The following is an 18714-nucleotide window of genomic DNA, read 5'->3' on the forward strand; positions in this document are numbered from 1 at the left end:
AGCCGGGACGGCTCATGACCGACGAACCCACGAACCTGCCCGTCGTCGTCGGCATCGACGGTTCCAAGCATGCCCGCCGCGCGGCGGTGTGGGCCCACGCCGAGGCGCGGGACTGGGCGGTTCCGCTCAAGCTGGTGTACGTGATCGATTCGGACGCCGAAGACTTCGAGGTCATGGTGGACGAGGCTCGCCAGGCGCTGGACGAGGCGCGGGCGGCGGTGATGGAGACGGGTGCGCCGGTCGAGGTGAAGTCGGAGATCCTGTACGGCGATCCGGCGGCCATGTTGATCGACGAGTCCCGCTCGTCACGGTTGGTGTGCCTGGGAGCCAAGGGCCGGCACGACTCGGCCGCGGGGCACCGTGGGGCGACCGCCGCGACGATCGCCGAATTCGGCTTCTGTCCGGTGACGATCGTGCGGTGTCACCCGCGCCACGGCCATCGGGCGGACTCGTGGATCGTGGCGGTCCTTGGCGAGTCATCGGTCTCGCACGGGGTGCTGCAGACGGCGCTCGACGAGGCGGTGCGCCGCAACGCACCCGTGCTCGCCCTGCCCTCGTGGCCCGCCGCGGTGCCGCAGAGCCGCGGCACCGACGACGATCGCCGGTTGCGCGAGAAACTCGATCGCTACCTGCGCGACACCGAGGACGACCAAGCCGACGTACGGGTCTGCGCCCTACCGCTGCCACCGGATCTGACCGAACTGCTGGTGCAGACCGCCGATCTCGATCAGCTGGTGGTCGTCGGCAAGGACCGGCCCGATCTGATCACCGAACTCGTTGGGCCGCAGGCGCGCTCGGCTCTGCACGACACGAACTGCTCGGTGCTGGTGTTCCGGGAAGCCCCGGTACCGGCTCAACCGGTCAGTGACGTCACCGCCAACGCGGCAACGCAGGCCAGCACGACCGCGGTCGTCACGCCGTAGGCCACCGTACCGGCCCTGCCCACCGCGAAGGAGCCCATGAGGTCGCGATCCCTGGCGATGCCGATCATCGCCAGCAGGATCGGAATGAGCAGAACCGCGTTCAGGACCTGAGTGGCCACCAGGATCGTCACCAACGGCGCCCCCGGCAGCAGGACCGCGCCCGCGCCGACGAGTGTCACGCCGCCGAAGGTCAGGTAGAAGGGTCTGGCCTCGTCGAACGAATCATCAACGGCTGCTTCCACACCGACGTATTCACACACCGAGTATGCGGTCGACAGCGGCAATACGGAGGCTGCCAGCAGGGCCGCACCGAGCAATCCGACGGCGAAGAGGGTCGACGCCGCATCGCCGGCCAGCGGTTGCAATGCGACGGCCGCGTCGGCCGCATCGCGGATCGGCCGGCCCGCGCGGTGCAGCGTCGCCGCGCAGGCCACCACGACGAAGAATCCGATGACGCCGGTGAGTATCGCCCCGCTGGCGACGTCGACCCGCTCGAGGGCGAGGTCGTCGGTGCGCAGCTTCTTGTCGACGGCGTAGGACTGGATGAAGGACAGACCCCAGGGCGCCAGGGTGGTGCCCACGGTGGCCGTGACGATCGCGATGGCCGCGCCACCGCCCGGCATGGTCGGCACCAGCAGCCCGTACAGGGCGGCACCCCAGTCCGGGCGCGCCAGCACGCCCGAGGCCACGTATGCCAGGAACACCGTCGCCAGGGCCAGCAGAAAGTGCTCGACACGATGAAAGCTGCCGCGCAGCACCAGGATCGACACCAGCGTGGCGGCCGCGGGGACGCTCGCGTAGCGGCTGATGCCGAAGATCTCGGAGCCGGCGGCGATTCCGGCGAACTCGGCGCAGGTGGTGCCCACGTTCGCAACCACCAGGGCGGCAAGCGCGCCACCACCGAGTCGCACGCCGTAGCGCTGCCGGACCAGCCCGATCAATCCCTGGCCGGTGACCACTCCCATGCGTTCGGCCAACCCGTGGAACAGCACCAGCGCCACGGTGGACAGCAACAGCACCCATAGCAGCTGATAGCCGTGGTCGGCTCCGAGCACCGAGTACGTGGTGATGCCGGCCGGGTCGTCGTCGGACAACCCGGCGAGCAATCCCGGGCCCACGACGGCGAACATGGTCCCGAGCGTCAGACGACGCCGGGTTGCGGACCTCACCACGGTGGACCCGTGGTGCCACCGCGGCGCCGCGGCCACGACTGGAAGCGGAACCGATGGCGGTGTCCGAGGTGCGCCGGGGTCCGACCGAGGCGCGCCCGCCAGCGCCTGGCGTGCTCATCCGGCATTGCCGCGACGATGCCCGCCGCGTCGTCCTCGGGTAGTGCGCGCAACACCTGTTCACCGATCGCCGGATCGGTGAGGTGGACCACCCGGGCCGCCAGCCCAGGTTGCGTCGTCGCGAGCACCTCGGCGGCGGACTCGACGTCGAGCCGGTCGATGAGGGTGGCAAGACCGGCCTCGTCGAGGTGATGCACGATGGAGCGGGGTGAGTCGAGCTGCACGGCGTGGCCCCGTTCCGACGTCAAGTGCAAGTCGTTCCAGGGCACCAGGTCCTCGCGGACGTGCCCTGCGAGGCTTCGCGTTCCGAGTCTGCGGAGGACTCCGCCAAATCCGAGTTCGACGCAGAGCACTTCGAGCGCTCCGTCCGACGTGCGGGCCAGGACCACGTCGGCCACCCGGGCCAGGCGCTGGCCGGCGACGTCGACGACCTGGGTGTCGAGCACGTCGCGGGCCAGCAGGATCTCGTCGGAGGCGAGCGCGACGGCCGCCGACTCCGCCGCCGCGGTGGCGTCCTCGTTCAGGCAGACCCGATTACGGTCGGACTCGACTACCGCAGCCCAGGGGACCAACGCGTTGGGGGCCGACCTGCGCCGGATGAGGAGGCGCCGGACCCGCGGCGGACCGCTCGCGGCGTCGAGTCCGATGGACAGATCCGCGACACGGCCGAGGCGTCGACCGTCGAAGCCGAGGACCTGCTGACCCGTTGCCTGGCTCAGCCACCGCCGATTGGCACGCGTGACGCCGAATGCGGTGCTCACGGTTGGGTGGGACGCATCTCCGCGGCATCAGCCGCGCTCATCGTCTCCTCCGGCACGGACTGCGTTGAGGTGGGCGAACTTGCGGATGCCGAAACGCTTCACGAGCTGGCGGCGGTTGGGCGGCAGCTCGGCCAGGGCGGTCGCCGCGTCGACGACGGTGGGGGAGCTGATCTGGTAGGTCTCACCCTGGAACTGGAGGCTGCCATCGGGTTCGGTCATCAGGTTGCGCAGCCAGTCGGTGCGGTCACCGTAGGGCAGCGGGACGACGAACCCGTCGGTGACCCGGGTGGCCGCGACGGGCGTGACGTATTGCTTGCCGCTACGACGGCCGGTGTGCCGCAGCGCCGACGCGTAGAAGTGCTTGCGGCCGGCCAGGCGCAAGACGGCGGGGTTCAGCAGGTGCTTGTTCAACACGCGCACGGTGTCGCGTGCGGTGGTCGATTCGATGGACATGACTCGATATTGCAACCGCTTTCGCGGTGCCGATAGGGTCCAACGTCCCCCCGGACGGGTCAGGAGACCGTGATCTCCGCCCCGGCGTGCAGCGTCGTCGTGCGGCCGCGGCATTCCACCACCACCGGAGCGGCGCCCGACGGCTCGGCGATCACCCGCGCGCTGCGCCCCGTGATCCGCAGGTGTAGTCGGTGCCCGCGATACTGCAATGAGAACCGCAGTGTGCCAGCATCTTCCGGCCACATGGGGCCCAAGATCAAGCGGTCGTGCCGCGTCTCCAGCCCGGCATAGCAGCGTTGCAGCAGGTCGATGCTGCCGGCCATCGCGGCGAGGTGGATGCCCTCGGCGGTCGTTCCGTTGCGCGGGTCGACCTGATCGGAGGCCAACACGCGGTGGAAGTACTCGGTGCCCTCGGATCGGTTCCCGCGGGCCAACACCCAGGAGAACACGACCGCGCTCAGGGTCGAGCCGTGCGTCGTGCGGGCGAGGTAGTAGTCGATGGTCCTGGGAACCTGTCCGGGGTCGAACCGGTACCCCAGGCGCGCCAGCAGTTCCCGAACCTCGTCGGCCGAGAACAGGTGAAAGAGCATCACCACGTCGGCCTGCTTGGCCACCTGGTGGGCGTTGACGTCCGCACCTTCGGCTTCGAGGATCCGGTCCATCCGCCCGATGTCTCCGTAGCGCTCCCGGTAGCGGGCCAGGTCGAGCTCGGCCAGGTCTGCATAACCTTCGAACTGGCTGATCACACCATCGTGGAAGGGGACGAACATCAGCCTCGTGACGCGATCCCACAGGACGAGTTCGACACCGTCGAGGTGAAGTGTCTCGGTCAGGTCGAGCCGATCCGGCAGGGGGAGGGCGTCGAGTGCGTCGCGAGCACGCAGGATGCACCAGACGGCCATCACGTTGGTGTACGCGTTGTTGTCGACACCGCGGTGGGGCTGCCCGGGATAGCCGGTGTGGAACTCGTCGGGCCCGATGACGCCGTCGATCACGTAGCGTCCACGGGTGTCGTCGAACCGGGTCGTGCTGACCCAGAACCGGGCGATCTGGACCAGCATCTCGGCACCGACGCGGGTTAGGAACTCCAGATCAGCGGTGACCTGGTAGTACTGCCACACCGTGTAGGCGACAGCCGCCCCGACGTGGTGCGCCAACGCGCTCGGATCGGGATTCCACCGCCCCGACCGCGGGTTGAGGTGCAGGCTCTGGCTCTCCTCGCGTCCCGAGCTGCCGGACTGCCACGGGAACATCGCCCCAGAGAAGCCGGCCATCCGTGCGGCATGACAGGCCTCTGCCAGGCGGCGGTGGCGGTACCGCAGGAAGGACCGCGTGACGTCGGGCAGATGCAGGTTGAGCACTGGCATCACGAAGAGGTCGTCCCAGAAGACGTGACCACGATAGGCCTCGCCGTGCACTCCACGGGCGGGTATGCCGACGTCGGCGTCCGCCGTATGGGGGGAGGCGCTCTGCAGCAGGTGGTAGACGTGCAGGCGGAGCAGCCGAAGGTCCGCCGAGTCGTCGACGTGGAGGTGGAAGCGTTCCCAGAGGTGCGACCAGGAGGTGATGTGTTCGGCGACGTGGGTCCCGTAGCCGCCGACGCGCTCGAGGTGTTCGCGGGCAGCTTCGGCCGGTTCGGAGATGGCGTCGTCGCGGCCCGTGTAGATCACCGCCATCTTCTCGACGTGCACCGAATGACCCGCGGCCACGTCGGTGGACACGAGGTGGCCGACCTCGGCGCCCTTGGCGAACGACCGATACCGGGCCGGTGCCGGTTCGTCGCCCAGGACGACGGTGCGGGCCGCCACGGCGATGCGGACGTGCGATTGCGTCGTTCGCACGACGCACAGCACGCCGTTGCCGCCGACGTCGGCGAACACGGGTGGTTCGAGGTGGCGTCCGGACAGGTCCTGGTATCGCCGCACCCCACCGTTGACGACCCCGCCGTCGATCGCGGAGCGGAAACGCATTGTCCCAGACCAATTCTCGGCGCGCAACGTAGTGCGCATTCCACACAGGTGGGGGTCGCGCATGGAGACGAATCGGTGCTGGGAGAGCGCGGTGATGCGGCCCCGGCCATCGCGTACCCGGAACTCGCGCGTCAGCTCGGCACGACGCACGTCGACGCACTGGCGGTAGGACAGCAGGTCGTGCGTCCCCGCATCCAGGTCGAACCATGGGTCGTCGCCGATGGCGAACGTGAACGGTAGCCAGTTCGGCAGGTTGACCATGCTCTCGTTACTGACCGACGCGCCTGCGACGTCGTCGGACAGTCTGTCGTACACGCCGAGGCGGTAGGTCCCCGGGTAGTGCACGGCACCGGCGCGGGCCTCCGGGGTACTTCCACGTACTCCGACGAGGCCGTTTCCGATGCCGCACAGGACTTCCCGGACTCCCTCGGTTGCGGTGTCGTAGCCATCGAAGGTCATTCGCCAGAGATCGCTGGAGTCCCGTCGCTGCGCGCGCAGATGCGTGCCGAGTTGGGTCAGCAGTGCCGCGGCCTCCTTCGGGTCGCTCACCGCGAAGCGGGCCGCCGTCAGCCGGTCACCGTCCTCACCATGGCACACCAGAATGCCGATGCCGTCGTGCTCGACCGCGTCGAACGCATCCTCGTCGGTCAGGTCGTCACCGACGTAGACCGGGAGCGGATCGGTGACGCCGAGCTGACTCGAGATCCAGCGCAGGGCGGTACCCTTGTCCCAGTCCAGGTCGGCCTGCAATTCGATCACCTTGCGGCCGTGCGTGACTCGCAGGCCCTCGTGCAATCCCACCTCGTGGACGACGGCCGTGACGTGGTTGATGGCGGTCGGGTCGACCCGGCGGTCGTGCACCGCGATGGCGTGCCGCTTGCGCTCGAGCTCGATGCCGTCGACGCCAGCCAGCAGGTCGCGCAGCGACTCGGCGGCACGCTCGAGGGCGGGATCCGCGGCCAGCGCCTCCTCGTGGTCGTGGCGTACACCGTCCGGCGCGAGGAGGTCCAGCCCGTGGTTGCCCGCGTACCACAGGTCGGGCAGCCCGATGCGATCGCGGACGTCGAGGACGTCGCGGCCACTGAGCACCCCGACGGGACAGAGCAGGCTCAGCTCGGCCAGCGCGGCCCGGGTGTCGGGCCGGATGGTCGCCGCTGCCGGGTCGGTCACGATGTCGCTCAGCGTGCCGTCGAAGTCGACGAATACCGCGGGCCGCCGCGACGAGAGAAGGGCGCCAAGCATCTCCACCGATGCCAGGGCGCCGGGCAGTGAGGACATCCGGCGATTCGCCGTGCGAACCGTCACGGCCGTGAGGTCGGTGACTGCGGCGTCGGCGCCGTCGGCCAACAGCTCGTCGAGGTGCTCCTCGGGGCCGACGCCGATGACCAGTCCGAAGCCTCCCGTGCGGCCGGCGACGATGCCCGGACTGGCATCCTCGACCACCACGCAGCGGTCGGGTCTCGCACCGATGCGCGTGGCCGTCTCGAGCAGCAGGGCGGGATCGGGCTTTCCCGGCAGTCCGAGCTCGGCGGCGACCCGGCCGTCGACGCGGACGTCGAAGAGGTTGGTCACGCCGCCGATGCGCAGGACCGCCTCGCAGTTCATGCTCGCGGAGTAGACCGCCGTGCGCAGGCCGGCGCCCCTGAGCCGCCGGACCAACGCGACGGTCGAGTCGAAGACGTCGACCCCGGCGGTCATCAGTTGTTCGTAGAGCTGCTGTTTACGCTCGGCCAACTCGGAGACCACGGTGGCACCGGACGTCTCGCCGACCGATGATTCGACGGTCGGAATACCCCTGGCGGCAAGGAATTCGCGGATCCCGTCGAGGCGGCTTCGGCCGTCGACGTGGCGCCGGTAGTCGGAGTCGGTGAACGGCGAGTGGTCCTCGCCGCTTCGTGGACCACGCTCGCGCAGGAAGTCGTCGAACACCCGGGTCCAGGCTCGCGCGTGCAGACTGGCGGTATCGGTGACCACCCCGTCGAGATCGAAGAGTGTTGCGTCGTAACGCCGTCCATCGATGACCGGCGCACGGACCGCCCCGGCGCGCGGCACCCGTCAGCTCTGGCGGGCGACGATCACCGGGGTGTGAACGGCGTGCATGACCGCCGAGCTGACCGAACCGAGCAGCATCCCGGCGAAACCGCCGCGACCGTGGCTGCCCACGACGACCAGCTGTGCCGATTCCGCGGCAGCCACCAGATTGCGGGCCGGCTGATCGAAGACCACCCGGCGACGTACCGATACGTCGGGGTAGCGGTCGCTCCAGCCGGCCAGCCGTTCGGCGAGGGTCTCCTCGGCCACGGCTTGGAAGTCCGGCCAGGCCGACTCGGGAAGAGCCGGGGTGTCGGTGTCCAGCCAGGCGTGGATCGCCAGCAGTTCGGCGCCGCGCCAGCTCGCCTCGTCGAACGCGATCGCGGTGGCGAGTTCCGACGCTGGCGACCCGTCCACGCCGACCACCACGGGACCATCGGCGTGCCGCTCGCCGTCGGCGGGGTCGTGGATGACGGCCACCGGGCAGTGCGCGTGGTGGACCAGCGCGGTGCTGACGGACCCGAACAGGCCACGCTGCCACGCGCCCTGCCCCCGGGATCCCACGACGATCATCTGCGCGTGCTTGGTCGCATCGATCAGGGTGGGCACCGGGACGGCGTGCACCATCTCGGTGTGCACCCGGACCTGCGTTCCGGCCGGGACGGCTCCGTTCGCGACCTCTTGGGCGGCATCGAGGACGCGCTTGCCCTCCTCCTCCTGCAGCTGGCCGTAGTCGAGCGGCAGCGGTGCCATCGCATAGCCCATTCCCCACACGGGAATCCCGGGCGTCACGACGTGCGTCAGGGTCAGCTCGACGTGGCGCCGCGCGGCTTCGGCTGCGGCCCAGCGGATCGCGGCGTCGGACGCGGCGGATCCGTCGACGGCGACGACGATGCGATCTGAGGTGTGGTCGGTCATGTGCGTGTCCCTCCAACGACGAGCTGCGGATGGCGCCAACGCTAGGAAGTCGCCGCACACCGGGCAGGAGGCCTTCGACCCCGGCGGGGGTGCCGAAGGTCATCCCGGGCCTGGGACGCGGTGCGGCGCCTATGCTGGGCAGGGATGGTGTCGCGAATCTTCTCCTTGTTGGTCCCGGTCCGGGTGACCGCGGCCTACGCAACCGCGCTGTTCGTCATCGCATCGATCTTGGTGGCCCTCGGTCCGCGGACGACGGAGCGCGTCATCGGCCAGCTGAGCACCAACCTGGACAACCTCGGCAGCGGTCATCTCGCCACGCTGGTGGGCAGCGCCTTCGTGACCGAGGAGGGGCAGACCTACCTCTTGCTGCCGGGACTGATCTGTCTGCTGGCCCTGGCCGAATTGCTGTGGTGCGGTCGCCGGGTGGTGCAGGCGTTCGTGCTCGGTCATCTCGGTGCCACGCTGATCGTGGCCGCGGGTCTCGTGGCAGCGATCGAGGCGGGCTGGGTGTCCCGATCGATCGAGGGGGCCAGCGACGTCGGGCTGAGTTACGGTGCCGTCGCGGTCCTCGGCGCGCTGTCGGCCGCGATCCCCGCCCGCTGGCGGGCCGCCTGGATCGGCGGGTGGCTCATGGTGGCACTGTCCGTCGTCGCGTTGGGTGCGGGGTTCGTAGCCATCGGGCATGCCGTCGCCCTAATCCTGGGCATGGCGCTGTCCACGCGGTTCCACCTCGACGTGCACTGGACCGGGTTGCGACGCAGCCTGCTGCCGGCCGCGGTCGGCTTCGGCCTGCTGCTACTCGTCGGGGTCGCGTTGCCGACGGCCCCGATCGTGATCCCCGCCGGGGTGCTCGGCGCGGCCGTGGCGCACGTGGTGGTGGCGTCGTGGCGGGCGGCCGCCGACCGCAGAACGGCCGTACCCGCCGCGCGCTGAACGCGATCAGCCGGCTTGCGTCCGGTCCAGGTGGCGGGCGTGCTCGACGGAGGCATCGGCGGATGCATCGTTGTGCAGCACCGCCCAGACCTCCCAGCCCGACGGCTGCCGGCAACAGCCCCAGGACGTGGCCAGCCGGCGGACGGTGGCCGAGCTGCGCGCCGGCGCCTCGCGGACGACGTCTCCCGGCCGGTGGATGCCGGTGCGGCCGTCCCGCACGCGCACCGTGATGTGGGAATCCGCCACGTCCACGGTGACCTCGAGTTCACCGTGGGTCTGCCGAATGCTCTCGACGACGAATTCGCCGACGACGAACGCGGCGTCGTCGACCACGTCGTCGGGCAGTCCTGCGTCGTCACCGAGTTCGTAGACGAAGCGCCGGGCGATCCGGGGTGCGAACGCCGTCGGCCGCAGCCGGTATCGGCGGTGGGTTCCAATGGTCGTCGATGGTGCCACGAGCGATCCCTCCCAAGCGGTCGAAGCAGTGGACGGGCGTAAATCCCCCCAGCCCGTCATCGTCGTCAGGGCTCGACGACGATGTGGTTGTAGACCTCGGTGACGTGGGGTGACGACCACGCGGCGAGATCGGCCTGGCGCCGCTCGGCCCAGGACCGCACGGTCCCGGACAGGGTGACCTTGGTGCCGTCGGCGGAGACCTCGACGGTCCTGGCGTCGACCTGGGCGTTGCGCAGGATCGCGGCCTTGATGCGCTCGGCGGTGTCGACGGCCGACACGCGAGGGGTCAGCGTGATCCGGCTGTCGACCGAGTACACCCCCCGCAGGTAGCGAACGGCCCGTTTGGCCGCGCGCCGCTGGAAGTCCCACGCGACCTCACCCAGGAGTGTGACGGCGTGCCCATCGATGACGGCCTTGACGGTGTCGGGGACATTGGTCGCCGACCGCAGCGCCTGTTCGACCTCCTTGCCGATGTCGGTCTCGCTGACGTAGAACGCCGAATTCGGGTGCACGTTCACGTCGTTGATGACGGCGGTCACGTCGCGCACCCGCAGCGCTGCTCGTTTGACCGCGGTCCGTTCGGCATAGGTGTCCACCTCCCCGGAGAGGGACACGACTCCGTCGTCGACGGCGACGCCGATGGTCGCGGCGTTGACTTCGGGGGTCCATTCGAGCTCGGCCTCGACGGCGTCCTGGATCTCGCGGTCGGCGCGGATTGCCGTGGTGGTCGCTGGGGTGACGCTCATCGTCGAATCCTTTGGCTCGTCGGTAGTGACGACTTTCGAGTGTCGTTGCGGGCGAACGTGGTGGGAAGTGTCTTTGGTCCTCCGCGCGAACGATTTCGGCCCCGCAGTGGTTGGCGTCGAAATCCGCGCCGCAGAAGCCGATTGGCCCACGGGGGTGGGACGTTCGGCTCTGTGGGCGGTACCGAGCCGTCAGCGAGAATTCAGGCGATCACGTCGACGACTGGCATGGGAGACGAGATGCACGAGTTCACGGTCAGGTTGCCGCGCAGCACGGTGTTGCGCAGCCTTGGACGCAATCCTCTGGTCCGGGCGAGCGACCGGATCGAGGCGGTCGCCGCGCTGCTGTTCGTGGCGTTCGCGGTGGCTGTGATCCCCGTCAGCGTCACGGCCGGGACGGTCTTCGATCGGCACCAGGTGGCGATGTACGGCCAGCAGGCCGCGATGGTCCACCAAATTACGGCCAGGGTCACCGCCAGCTCCACGGCAACCGCCGGTTTCGGCGTGCCGGACACCTACGTCACCGGGGTCTCCTGGGACGTGGATGGACAGGCTCGCACGGGTTCGGTCAAGTGGTCGCAGCCGCTGACGGCGGGAGAACGGATCCCGGTGTGGGTCGACGGCGCCGGCATGTTGACTCGCCAGCCGACGCCGATCGCACAGGCGTGGTGGGATGCCGCGATATTGGCGCTGTTGCTGTGGGTGACGCTCACCACCATGGCGTTCGGCCTGCTGCGCGTGCTGACGTGGCGGCTGGACCGACGCCGCGGCCGCCAGTGGGAGCGCGAGTTCCGCTCACTGGTCGACGGGCGCGGTGGACGGGCCGAGCAACAACCGTGATGCAGTGAGACCAAGGACGCCAACCAACCGGCGGCATCGTCGACGACGTCGGGGGCAACCGATGAAGGAGCAGGGCCATGCAATCCGGTGACGGTGAGATTCCCTCGGCAACAAGTGAAGTCACGGCGACCGAGGACGACCCGGAGACCTCGCCGATACCCACGATGACGCGGCGCCGGCGGTGGTGGGGTGTCGTGCTCGGCATCGCCGTGATCCTGATGCTGACCGCCGCCGCCGTCATACCCCTGGCCATCGGAAACCAGCAGCAGTCGAGGCGACGAACGGCGGATTCGAATCCGACAGTGCTGCAACGCTGGTGGGTCGACAGCCATGGGGACGTCGAAGCGCTGTCGAACGTAATCGACGACGTCCAGCATGCCCTGGCCGTGCGCAACCCGGACGCGGTGGGTGCCGACTGCCAGCGGATGCACGACGCCGCGGAGGTGACGCTGAAGTCCCGCCTCCCGGCACCCGATCCCATTCTGACCGCGCAGCTCGCCGGTGCGGCCGAGGATGCGCACGATGCGGCCCACATGTGTCTGGCTGCCGAGGACGGGTCGCAGACCAACTACGCGGGCGAGTTTCGCAGCGACCTGGAGCAATCCCAACGACAGCTTCGAGCCGCTCAGGCCCTCGTCAACCGGCTGATCACCGCATCGTGAACCACTCGGAGGCTGCCGCGGTGGTGGTGGGCGTCGACGGGTCGCCTGGGGCAGCGCGCGCCGTGGCGTGGGCGGCGGCGGAGGCCGACGCTCGACGGGCACCGCTGCGGTTGGTGTTCGCCCTCGATCCGCGTGCCGAGTCCGGGTTGCACCTCGATGACCGCAGTGGCCGGGACTTCGCCGAATCGGTGCTGGCGCAGGCCTGCCAACGGGCACGCGTCGGCCACCCCCGCCTCGAGGTCACCAGCGACGTCGTTCACGCCTCGCCAGCCGAAGCGCTCGTTCGGACCACCCATCGTGGTCGTGCGGCGATGATCTGTCTTGGTTCCGGCGCAGCCCGGCCGCCGCACCCCGGCCATCGGGCCAGCACCGCAACCGAGGTTCTGCTCACCGCCGAGTGTCCGGTGGCCGTCGTGCGGGGGTTCCCGCCCAGCCGCGGCTGGGTGGTGGCGCAGTTGGAGGCCGAGCCGTCGTCCTACGACGTGCTGCACCTTGCGGTCACGGAGGCCGAGCTTCGTCGTCTGCCGGTGCGACTGCTGACGCATTGGGGCGGGCTGGATCCCGATGCCGCCGCGCAACTGGATCGGCGAGTGCGCCGCGATCTGGACCGCCGGCGCGCGCGGAGTACTCGCCTGGACGCCGTGGTGGTGGCCGCGCCAAGCCTGGAAGAGTTCTTGAGAGAGCACGCACATCGCGTCGCGCTGTTCGTCGCCCCGCAACGGTATTGCCACGACGTCGGCACCGTCCTGCATCCCAGCGCTCGAATTGCGCTGGAATTGCTGGACTGTCCCATCGTCGTTGGCGTCTCCGAGGCCGATGACGCCGGCAGCGTTCGACCGAAGATGCCCGAGGATGTCACCCGTTGACGCGGTGCGACGGATCGACACCTGGCTACCCGGTGTCGCCGGCTTCCGCGGATACTCCAGGACGTCGCTGCGCTGCGATCTGCAGGCCGGTCTCAGCGTGGCGGCCTACCTCGTCCCGCAGGCCTTGGCCTACGCCGCGTTGGCTGGTCTGAGTCCCATCACCGGCCTCTGGGCAGCGTTGCCACCCCTGGTGGTGTACGCGGTACTCGGGTCGTCGCGGCTTCTGTCGATGGGGCCCGAGTCCACGACGGCATTGATGACGGCGGCCATCGTCGGACCGCTCGCGCTCGGCGACGCCGCCCGGTATGCGTCGTTCGCCGCCACCATGGCCGTCCTGGTCGGCGTCGTCGGTTTGGCCGCCGGTCTCATCGGGCTCGGCTTCGTGTCCAGCCTGTTCTCCCGCCCCGTGCTCGTCGGCTACCTGGCCGGCATCGCAGTGGTGATGGTCGTCGGGCAGCTGGGCCGGATGTCGGGCCTCACGGCTTCGGGGGACGACCTGTTGGCGGTCGTTCGCAGCCTGGTGGCCGATGCGCATCAAATCAATTGGGCGACGGTGATTCTCGCGTCGTCGATGCTGGTGCTGTTGGTGGCGCTGCAACGGTTGACCTCCCCGCTGGTGCCGGCGCCACTGATCGGGGTGCTCATCGCCGCCACCGTGGTCGCCCTCTTCGCGCTCGGCAGGTTCGGCATCGAGATCGTCGGTTCGGTACCGGTCGGCCTGCCCCGGCCGGAGGTACCCACGCCGTCGCTGCGCGAGGTGGCAGAGCTCGTCGTGCCGGCGCTGGGAGTGGCCATGGTGGCCTTCTCCGACGACGTCTTGACGGCACGGGCGTTCTCGGTCGAGCCGTCGGACCGCGTCGACGCCAACGCGGAGTTGCGCGCGCTCGGAGTCGCCAATATCGCGGTCGGGCTGGTGCACGGGTTCCCCGTCAGCTCCAGCGGTAGCCGGACCGCGCTGGCCGCCGCCACCGGGGCGCGCACCCAGGCGTACTCACTGGTCGCCTTCGGGGTGGTGGCACTCGTCCTGCTTCTTGGCCCAGGGTTCATCTCGCGCGTTCCCACGGCCGCCATCGCCGCGCTGATCGTCTACGCCGCAATCAAACTCGTCGACGTCGGCGAGTTTCGGCGACTGGCACGGTTCCGCCGCAGCGAGTTGGTACTGGCGTTGGCGACGGCGGTCGCGGTCGCGTGCTTCGGCGTGCTGTACGGCGTACTCGCTGCCGTGGGTCTGTCGATTCTCGACCTGCTGCGTCGGCTCGCCCGGGCACACGACAGCATCCAGGGCTTCGTTCCCGGGTTGGCCGGAATGCACGACGTCGACGACTACCCGCGGGCCACCGTCGTGCCTGGACTCCTCGTCTATCGCTACGACGCGCCGCTGTTCTTCGCCAACGCCGAGGACTTTCGCCGTCGCGCCATCGAGGCACTGGACCAGGCGCGCCCACCGGCGCGCTGGTTCGTCCTGAACGCCGAGGCGAACGTCGAGGTCGACATGACCGCTCTGGACGCCCTCGACGGGTTGCGCGCCGAATGCGCGCGCCGCGGCGTCGTCTTTGCGATGGCGCGGGTCAAACAGGACCTGCGCGACGCGCTCGAGGCGGCCGGTCTCCTCGACGCGATCGGAGGGGACCGGGTGTTCATGACACTGCCGACCGCCGTGGACGCCTTTCGGCGGCAGGGTCCGGGTGCCGAAGTGCCCGTCGAGGGCCCAAGGTCACGCTCGCGACGACCTTGGTCGCTACCCGGCAGCCGTCGTCCTTCGTAACGTCGGTGTCGTCATCCGAACACTATGTCGAAGGGATGAGAGATGACTCAGGTAACCAAGGACAAGCCAGGCACGACGCATTCGGTCGAACTACTGGACGACGTGCGCGATTCTGCCAAGCAGGGTCAGCACGCGGCCGCGGAAGCGCTGCATGCGTTCCGCAAGACACTCGACGAGGCGGTGCCCGAAGCGGTTCAGCCGCTGCGGGCCAGGATCGTCGATGCCGCGATCGAACTCGCGGACAAGCTGGTCGCGGCGCAGTACCAGTTCAACCGGAACTTGGTTCGCAGCGTGGACCGTGCCCTGAACGATTCGGGCGAGACGCCCAAGTAGGGGACGCGTGGCAGGCGCAGTGCCACATGGCGAGCCGGCGCGGAACGAGTGAGCATTCGTTCCGCGCCGGCGTCCGCATGCCGGAGGTGTCCCACCGGAGATGTCCTTGGTCCCCGCGCCCCCGGACGAACGACTCTGGCGGCCGATGTGATGGGCGACACACACTAATCCGAGTGCCGACAGGGAGGTCAACGAGATGTCAGTCGACGGCGAATTCCTCACCAACGCCGCTCCGGGACTGGGCGCACTGTTCTTCGACCGTGTCGCCACCGCACCGGACCGGGAGGCGTTTCGATATCCCGTTGGCGCGCAATGGGTTTCGGTTACGTGGGCCGAGACAGGAACTCGCGTGGAGGCGTTGGCGGCCGGCCTGATCGCGCTGGGAATCGAACCCGAGCAGCGGGTGGGCATCGCCTCGGGCACCCGGTTCGAATGGATCCTGGCCGACCTCGCGACCGTGTGCGCAGGGGCGGCCACCACCACCGTCTACGCCAACACCAACTCCGAGGACACCGCCTACATCCTCGGCGACGCGCAGTGCCAGGTCGTCTTCGCCGAGAATGCCGCACAGCTGGACAAGCTGACGCAGCATCGTGCGACGCTGCCCGACGTGACGCACGTGGTGCTCTTCGACGGCACCGCCGACGGTGACTGGGTCATGACGCTGGACGACCTGGCCGAGATGGGCGCCAAGTACCTGCTGGATCATCCGCGCTGCGTTCGGGACGCGGTCGAGGCGACCACCCCCGAGCAACTGGCCAGCATCATCTATACGTCGGGAACCACGGGTCGCCCCAAGGGCGTTCGGCTCAGCCATCGGTCGTGGGTCTACGAGGGTGCCGCGGTGGCCGCGCTGGACATCCTCCATCCCGACGACGTGCAGTTGCTCTGGCTGCCGCTGGCACATTCGTTCGGCAAGGTGCTGCTCGCCGCGCAACTCGCGTGCGGGTTCGTCAGCGCCGTGGACGGGCGCCTGGACCTGATCGTCGACAACTGCGCCGCGGTGCGCCCGACGTTCATGGCGGGCGTCCCGCGGATCTTCGAGAAGGCCCACGCCCGCATCAGCACGGCGGCAGTGTCGGATGGGCGACTCAAGCGTGCGATGTTCTCGCGCGCCTTCGCGGTCACCCGACGGATCCGGCACCGGAGGGACGCCGGTGCGCGTGTTCCCGTTCTGCTTCGGCTGCAGCTACTCCTGTTCGACCGTCTTGTGTTCACCAAGGTGCGCAGGGTGTTCGGCGGCCGGATCCGGTTCTTCGTCTGTGGTTCAGCTCCGCTGAACCAAGAGATTGGCGAGTGGTTCGCCGACTGCGGCTTGATGATCCTGGAGGGCTACGGCCTCACCGAGACGGCCGGGGGAGCGTCGATCAACACCCCCGAGCAGTGCCGGTTCGGCACCGTTGGGCTCCCGCTACGGGGCACGCGGATACGAATCGGCGCCGACGGCGAGGTCCAACTCACCGGACCCAGCGTCATGGACGAATACCACGCCATGCCAGGGGCCACGTCGGAGGCCTTCACCGACGACGGGTGGTTGCGGACCGGTGACGTCGGACGATTCGACGGCGATGGCTTCCTGACGATCACCGGACGCATCAAGGACATGTTCAAGACCTCGGGCGGCAAGTACGTGGTCCCGGCGGCGATCGAGGCCAAGTTCATGGCGTCCTGTCCGTATGCGAATCACATCCTGGTGTACGGCGAAGCCCACAACTATTGCGTCGCGCTGATATCGCTCGATCTGGAGACAATCGGAGAATGGGCGGTGACCCAGGGAATAGATTGTCCGAGTGCGGATTTGGTGACTTCCCCGCGCGTGCGCGACCTGATCGCGGCGCACGTCGATCGCCTCAATGCGGAGCTGAATAGGTGGGAGACGATCAAGCGGTTCGCCATCCTGGATCATGACCTCTCGATCGAGGCAGGGGAGCTCACGCCCTCGCTGAAGGTCAAGAGATCGGTGGTGTTCGAGCGCTACCGCGGAGTCCTCGCGTCCCTGTATCCGTGATCTCACTCGAGCGGTGCGGTCCAGTGCACCAGGGTCCCTCCACCCGGGACGGAACCGACGTGGCAACTGCCGCCGGCCATTTCGGCTCGAAGCTGCAGGTGCGAAAGGCCGCTACGGCGGGGATTGGTCGGATCGATCCCGCAGCCATCGTCGGCGACGTCGATGATCAGTTCGTCGGCCACCTGCACCTCGACGGACAGGTGCGCGGCGCCGGAATGGCGCACGGCGTTGCTGATGGCCTCGATCACGACGGGTACCGCCTGTTCGGCCAGCTCGGGGCTGACCGCGCTCAGCGGCCCCGACAGCCGCACCGTGGTCTGGATGTCGCGGTCATCGGTGAGATCGGCGACGGCGTCCTGGATCGCCTGCCGGAATCCTGGCGCATCGCGGTCGGACCGCAGGGCGAAGATCCGGCTGCGGATCTCCTCGATGGTGGCTTGCAGATCATCGACGGTGCGATGCAACCTCTTGCTGATCTCGGGGGACCGCGTGCGGGCAATGGTCCCCTGCAGATCCATTCCCGCCGCGAAGAGGCGTTGGATGACGTGGTCGTGCAGGTCGTGCGCAATGCGCTCGCGGTCGGCGATCATCGTGGTTTGCCTGGCGCGTTTGCGACTCTCGGACAACTCGAGGGCGACGGCCGCGTGCTCGGCGAAGTCACTCGTGAGCTGGAGGTGATTCGCGTCGAAGGGCACGTCGTCCGCGCTGCGGGCCACGGCGAGGACACCGAGCACGGACTGCTGGGTGCGCAGCGGCATGACGATCGCCTGGCGCTGGCCGACGTCGGTGAAGGAATGGATCGGATGGCGGAAGGATTCGATGATCTTCGGCGTGCCGGAACGGAAGACTTCACCGGTCGTCGACCCGTCCACCGGCACCCGCTGGCCGACCAGGCCCTCGGTCAGCACGCCGACCGCGGTCGACACCACCAGCGTGCCGACCTCTGCGGCGGGCAGTTCGGGGTCTTCCGGCGTCAGCACGATGGCCTGCTCGGCGTCGGTCAGGGCCATGGCGCGTTCGGCCACCAAACTTAGGGGGTCCATCGTGGGATCGGCATCGGACACCAGGGCCGTGGTAATCGCGCGGCTGGCCTCCATCCAGCGCGCCGTGGTCTGCACGCGTTCGAACAGTCGAGCGTTGTCGATGGCGACGGCGGCGGCCGACGCGAGCGCCCTCGCCGCGGCCTCGTCTGCGGCGGTGAAGGTGGGTCGGCCCTTGGGCTCGGTGAGGTAGAGACTGCCAAAGACGTTGCCGCGCACGGTGATCGGTACTCCGAGGAAAGCCTTCATCGGGGGGTGGTGCTTCGGGAATCCCGAGGCGGCCGGATGCCCGTGGAGATCGTCGAGCCGCAGCGGTTCCGGCTTGGCGAGCAGCACGCCGAGGACGCCCTTGCCGACCGGCAGGCGACCGATCCGGCTGACCACCTCCTCGTCCATACCCGAGTGCAGGAACGACACCAGGGTGCCGTCGGGCCCAAGCACACCCAGTGCACCGTAGCTGGCGTCGGTCAACTCCCTTGCGGCGGTGACGATGCGATGCAGGGTGGCGTCGAGGTCGAGATCGGAGCCGAGGCCGACGCCGACGCGCAAGAGGTGCGCCATCTGGTCGCGGGCGCGCAGCAGCTCGTCGAGCCGCTCGTGCATGCTGCCCACTGGCGCATGGCGTCCCGAGGAGCCAACTGCCGAGTCGCCATCATCGATGTCCACCCACACCCCGCCTCCATGGTCTCGGGAGGTGCGTTCGAGTCTAGTACCGAACCGTCG

Annotated in this window: 16 protein-coding genes; 8 read left to right on the plus strand and 8 right to left on the minus strand. The window is 69.0% G+C overall.

Going from position 1 to position 18714, the window contains the following annotated elements; translation table 11 throughout:
- Positions 1 to 14 precede the first annotated feature (14 nt).
- On the plus strand, positions 15 to 923 hold the full coding sequence (locus SBI80_RS14440) for a universal stress protein (RefSeq protein WP_318975470.1): 909 nt from the start codon (positions 15 to 17) through the stop codon (positions 921 to 923).
- Here the strand turns inward: SBI80_RS14440 and SBI80_RS14445 are convergent.
- Genes SBI80_RS14445 through SBI80_RS14465 form a run of 5 tightly spaced genes read right to left on the minus strand, consistent with a single transcriptional unit; the run spans position 854 to position 8345 of the window.
- The gene (locus tag SBI80_RS14445; protein WP_318975471.1) at positions 854 to 2053 is read right to left on the minus strand and encodes an NRAMP family divalent metal transporter; all 1200 of its coding nucleotides are present in this window, start codon (positions 2051 to 2053) and stop codon (positions 854 to 856) included. The two genes, SBI80_RS14440 and SBI80_RS14445, sit on opposite strands and share 70 nt — an antisense overlap.
- A 35-nt stretch (positions 2054 to 2088) precedes the next feature.
- On the minus strand, positions 2089 to 2973 hold the full coding sequence (locus tag SBI80_RS14450) for a magnesium transporter MgtE N-terminal domain-containing protein (RefSeq protein ID WP_318975472.1): 885 nt from the start codon (positions 2971 to 2973) through the stop codon (positions 2089 to 2091).
- 27 nt (positions 2974 to 3000) lie between these two features.
- On the minus strand, positions 3001 to 3426 hold the full coding sequence (locus SBI80_RS14455) for a nitroreductase/quinone reductase family protein (RefSeq protein ID WP_318975473.1): 426 nt from the start codon (positions 3424 to 3426) through the stop codon (positions 3001 to 3003).
- A gap of 59 nt (positions 3427 to 3485) precedes the next feature.
- Complete coding sequence (otsB, locus tag SBI80_RS14460; protein ID WP_318975474.1) at positions 3486 to 7448, minus strand: trehalose-phosphatase; 3963 nt, start codon at positions 7446 to 7448, stop codon at positions 3486 to 3488.
- A 3-nt stretch (positions 7449 to 7451) separates the two neighbouring features.
- On the minus strand, positions 7452 to 8345 hold the full coding sequence (locus SBI80_RS14465) for a universal stress protein (protein WP_318975475.1): 894 nt from the start codon (positions 8343 to 8345) through the stop codon (positions 7452 to 7454).
- Positions 8346 to 8489: 144 nt separating this feature from the next.
- Here SBI80_RS14465 and SBI80_RS14470 point away from each other — a divergent pair, with 144 nt between their 5' ends.
- On the plus strand, positions 8490 to 9278 hold the full coding sequence (locus SBI80_RS14470) for a rhomboid-like protein (protein WP_318975476.1): 789 nt from the start codon (positions 8490 to 8492) through the stop codon (positions 9276 to 9278).
- Between the two features lie 6 nt (positions 9279 to 9284).
- Here SBI80_RS14470 and SBI80_RS14475 read toward each other — a convergent pair whose 3' ends face one another.
- Complete coding sequence (locus tag SBI80_RS14475) at positions 9285 to 9734, minus strand: ATP-binding protein (protein WP_318975477.1); 450 nt, start codon at positions 9732 to 9734, stop codon at positions 9285 to 9287.
- Positions 9735 to 9799: 65 nt separating this feature from the next.
- On the minus strand, positions 9800 to 10480 hold the full coding sequence (locus tag SBI80_RS14480) for a BON domain-containing protein (protein ID WP_318975478.1): 681 nt from the start codon (positions 10478 to 10480) through the stop codon (positions 9800 to 9802).
- A 237-nt stretch (positions 10481 to 10717) separates the two neighbouring features.
- On the opposite strand from SBI80_RS14480, the gene SBI80_RS14485 reads away from it, so the two are divergent.
- The 6 genes from SBI80_RS14485 (at position 10718) to SBI80_RS14510 (ending at position 16951) form a co-directional block, all read left to right on the plus strand.
- Positions 10718 to 11317 carry an Rv1733c family protein gene (locus SBI80_RS14485; protein ID WP_318975479.1) on the plus strand — a complete coding sequence of 200 codons (600 nt, stop codon included), beginning with the start codon at positions 10718 to 10720 and terminating at the stop codon, positions 11315 to 11317.
- Between the two features lie 77 nt (positions 11318 to 11394).
- The gene (locus SBI80_RS14490; protein WP_318975480.1) at positions 11395 to 11979 is read left to right on the plus strand and encodes a hypothetical protein; all 585 of its coding nucleotides are present in this window, start codon (positions 11395 to 11397) and stop codon (positions 11977 to 11979) included.
- A complete protein-coding gene (locus SBI80_RS14495; RefSeq protein ID WP_318975481.1) occupies positions 11976 to 12845 on the plus strand; it encodes a universal stress protein in 870 nt (289 codons plus the stop codon). Before SBI80_RS14490 ends, SBI80_RS14495 begins: the two co-directional genes overlap by 4 nt.
- Positions 12832 to 14610 carry a SulP family inorganic anion transporter gene (locus SBI80_RS14500; RefSeq protein ID WP_318975482.1) on the plus strand — a complete coding sequence of 593 codons (1779 nt, stop codon included), beginning with the start codon at positions 12832 to 12834 and terminating at the stop codon, positions 14608 to 14610. Before SBI80_RS14495 ends, SBI80_RS14500 begins: the two co-directional genes overlap by 14 nt.
- Before the next feature lie 42 nt (positions 14611 to 14652).
- A complete protein-coding gene (locus SBI80_RS14505; protein ID WP_318975483.1) occupies positions 14653 to 14943 on the plus strand; it encodes a hypothetical protein in 291 nt (96 codons plus the stop codon).
- A gap of 196 nt (positions 14944 to 15139) precedes the next feature.
- Positions 15140 to 16951, plus strand: coding sequence for an AMP-dependent synthetase/ligase (locus tag SBI80_RS14510; protein WP_318975484.1), 1812 nt, complete (start codon positions 15140 to 15142; stop codon positions 16949 to 16951).
- A 2-nt stretch (positions 16952 to 16953) separates the two neighbouring features.
- Here SBI80_RS14510 and SBI80_RS14515 read toward each other — a convergent pair whose 3' ends face one another.
- Positions 16954 to 18594, minus strand: a complete 1641-nt coding sequence (locus SBI80_RS14515) for a sensor histidine kinase (protein WP_318975764.1) — start codon at positions 18592 to 18594, stop codon at positions 16954 to 16956.
- Positions 18595 to 18714 lie beyond the last annotated feature (120 nt).

Origin of the sequence: Mycolicibacterium sichuanense (assembly GCF_033741125.1) — a bacterium.
Taxonomy (GTDB): domain Bacteria; phylum Actinomycetota; class Actinomycetes; order Mycobacteriales; family Mycobacteriaceae; genus Mycobacterium.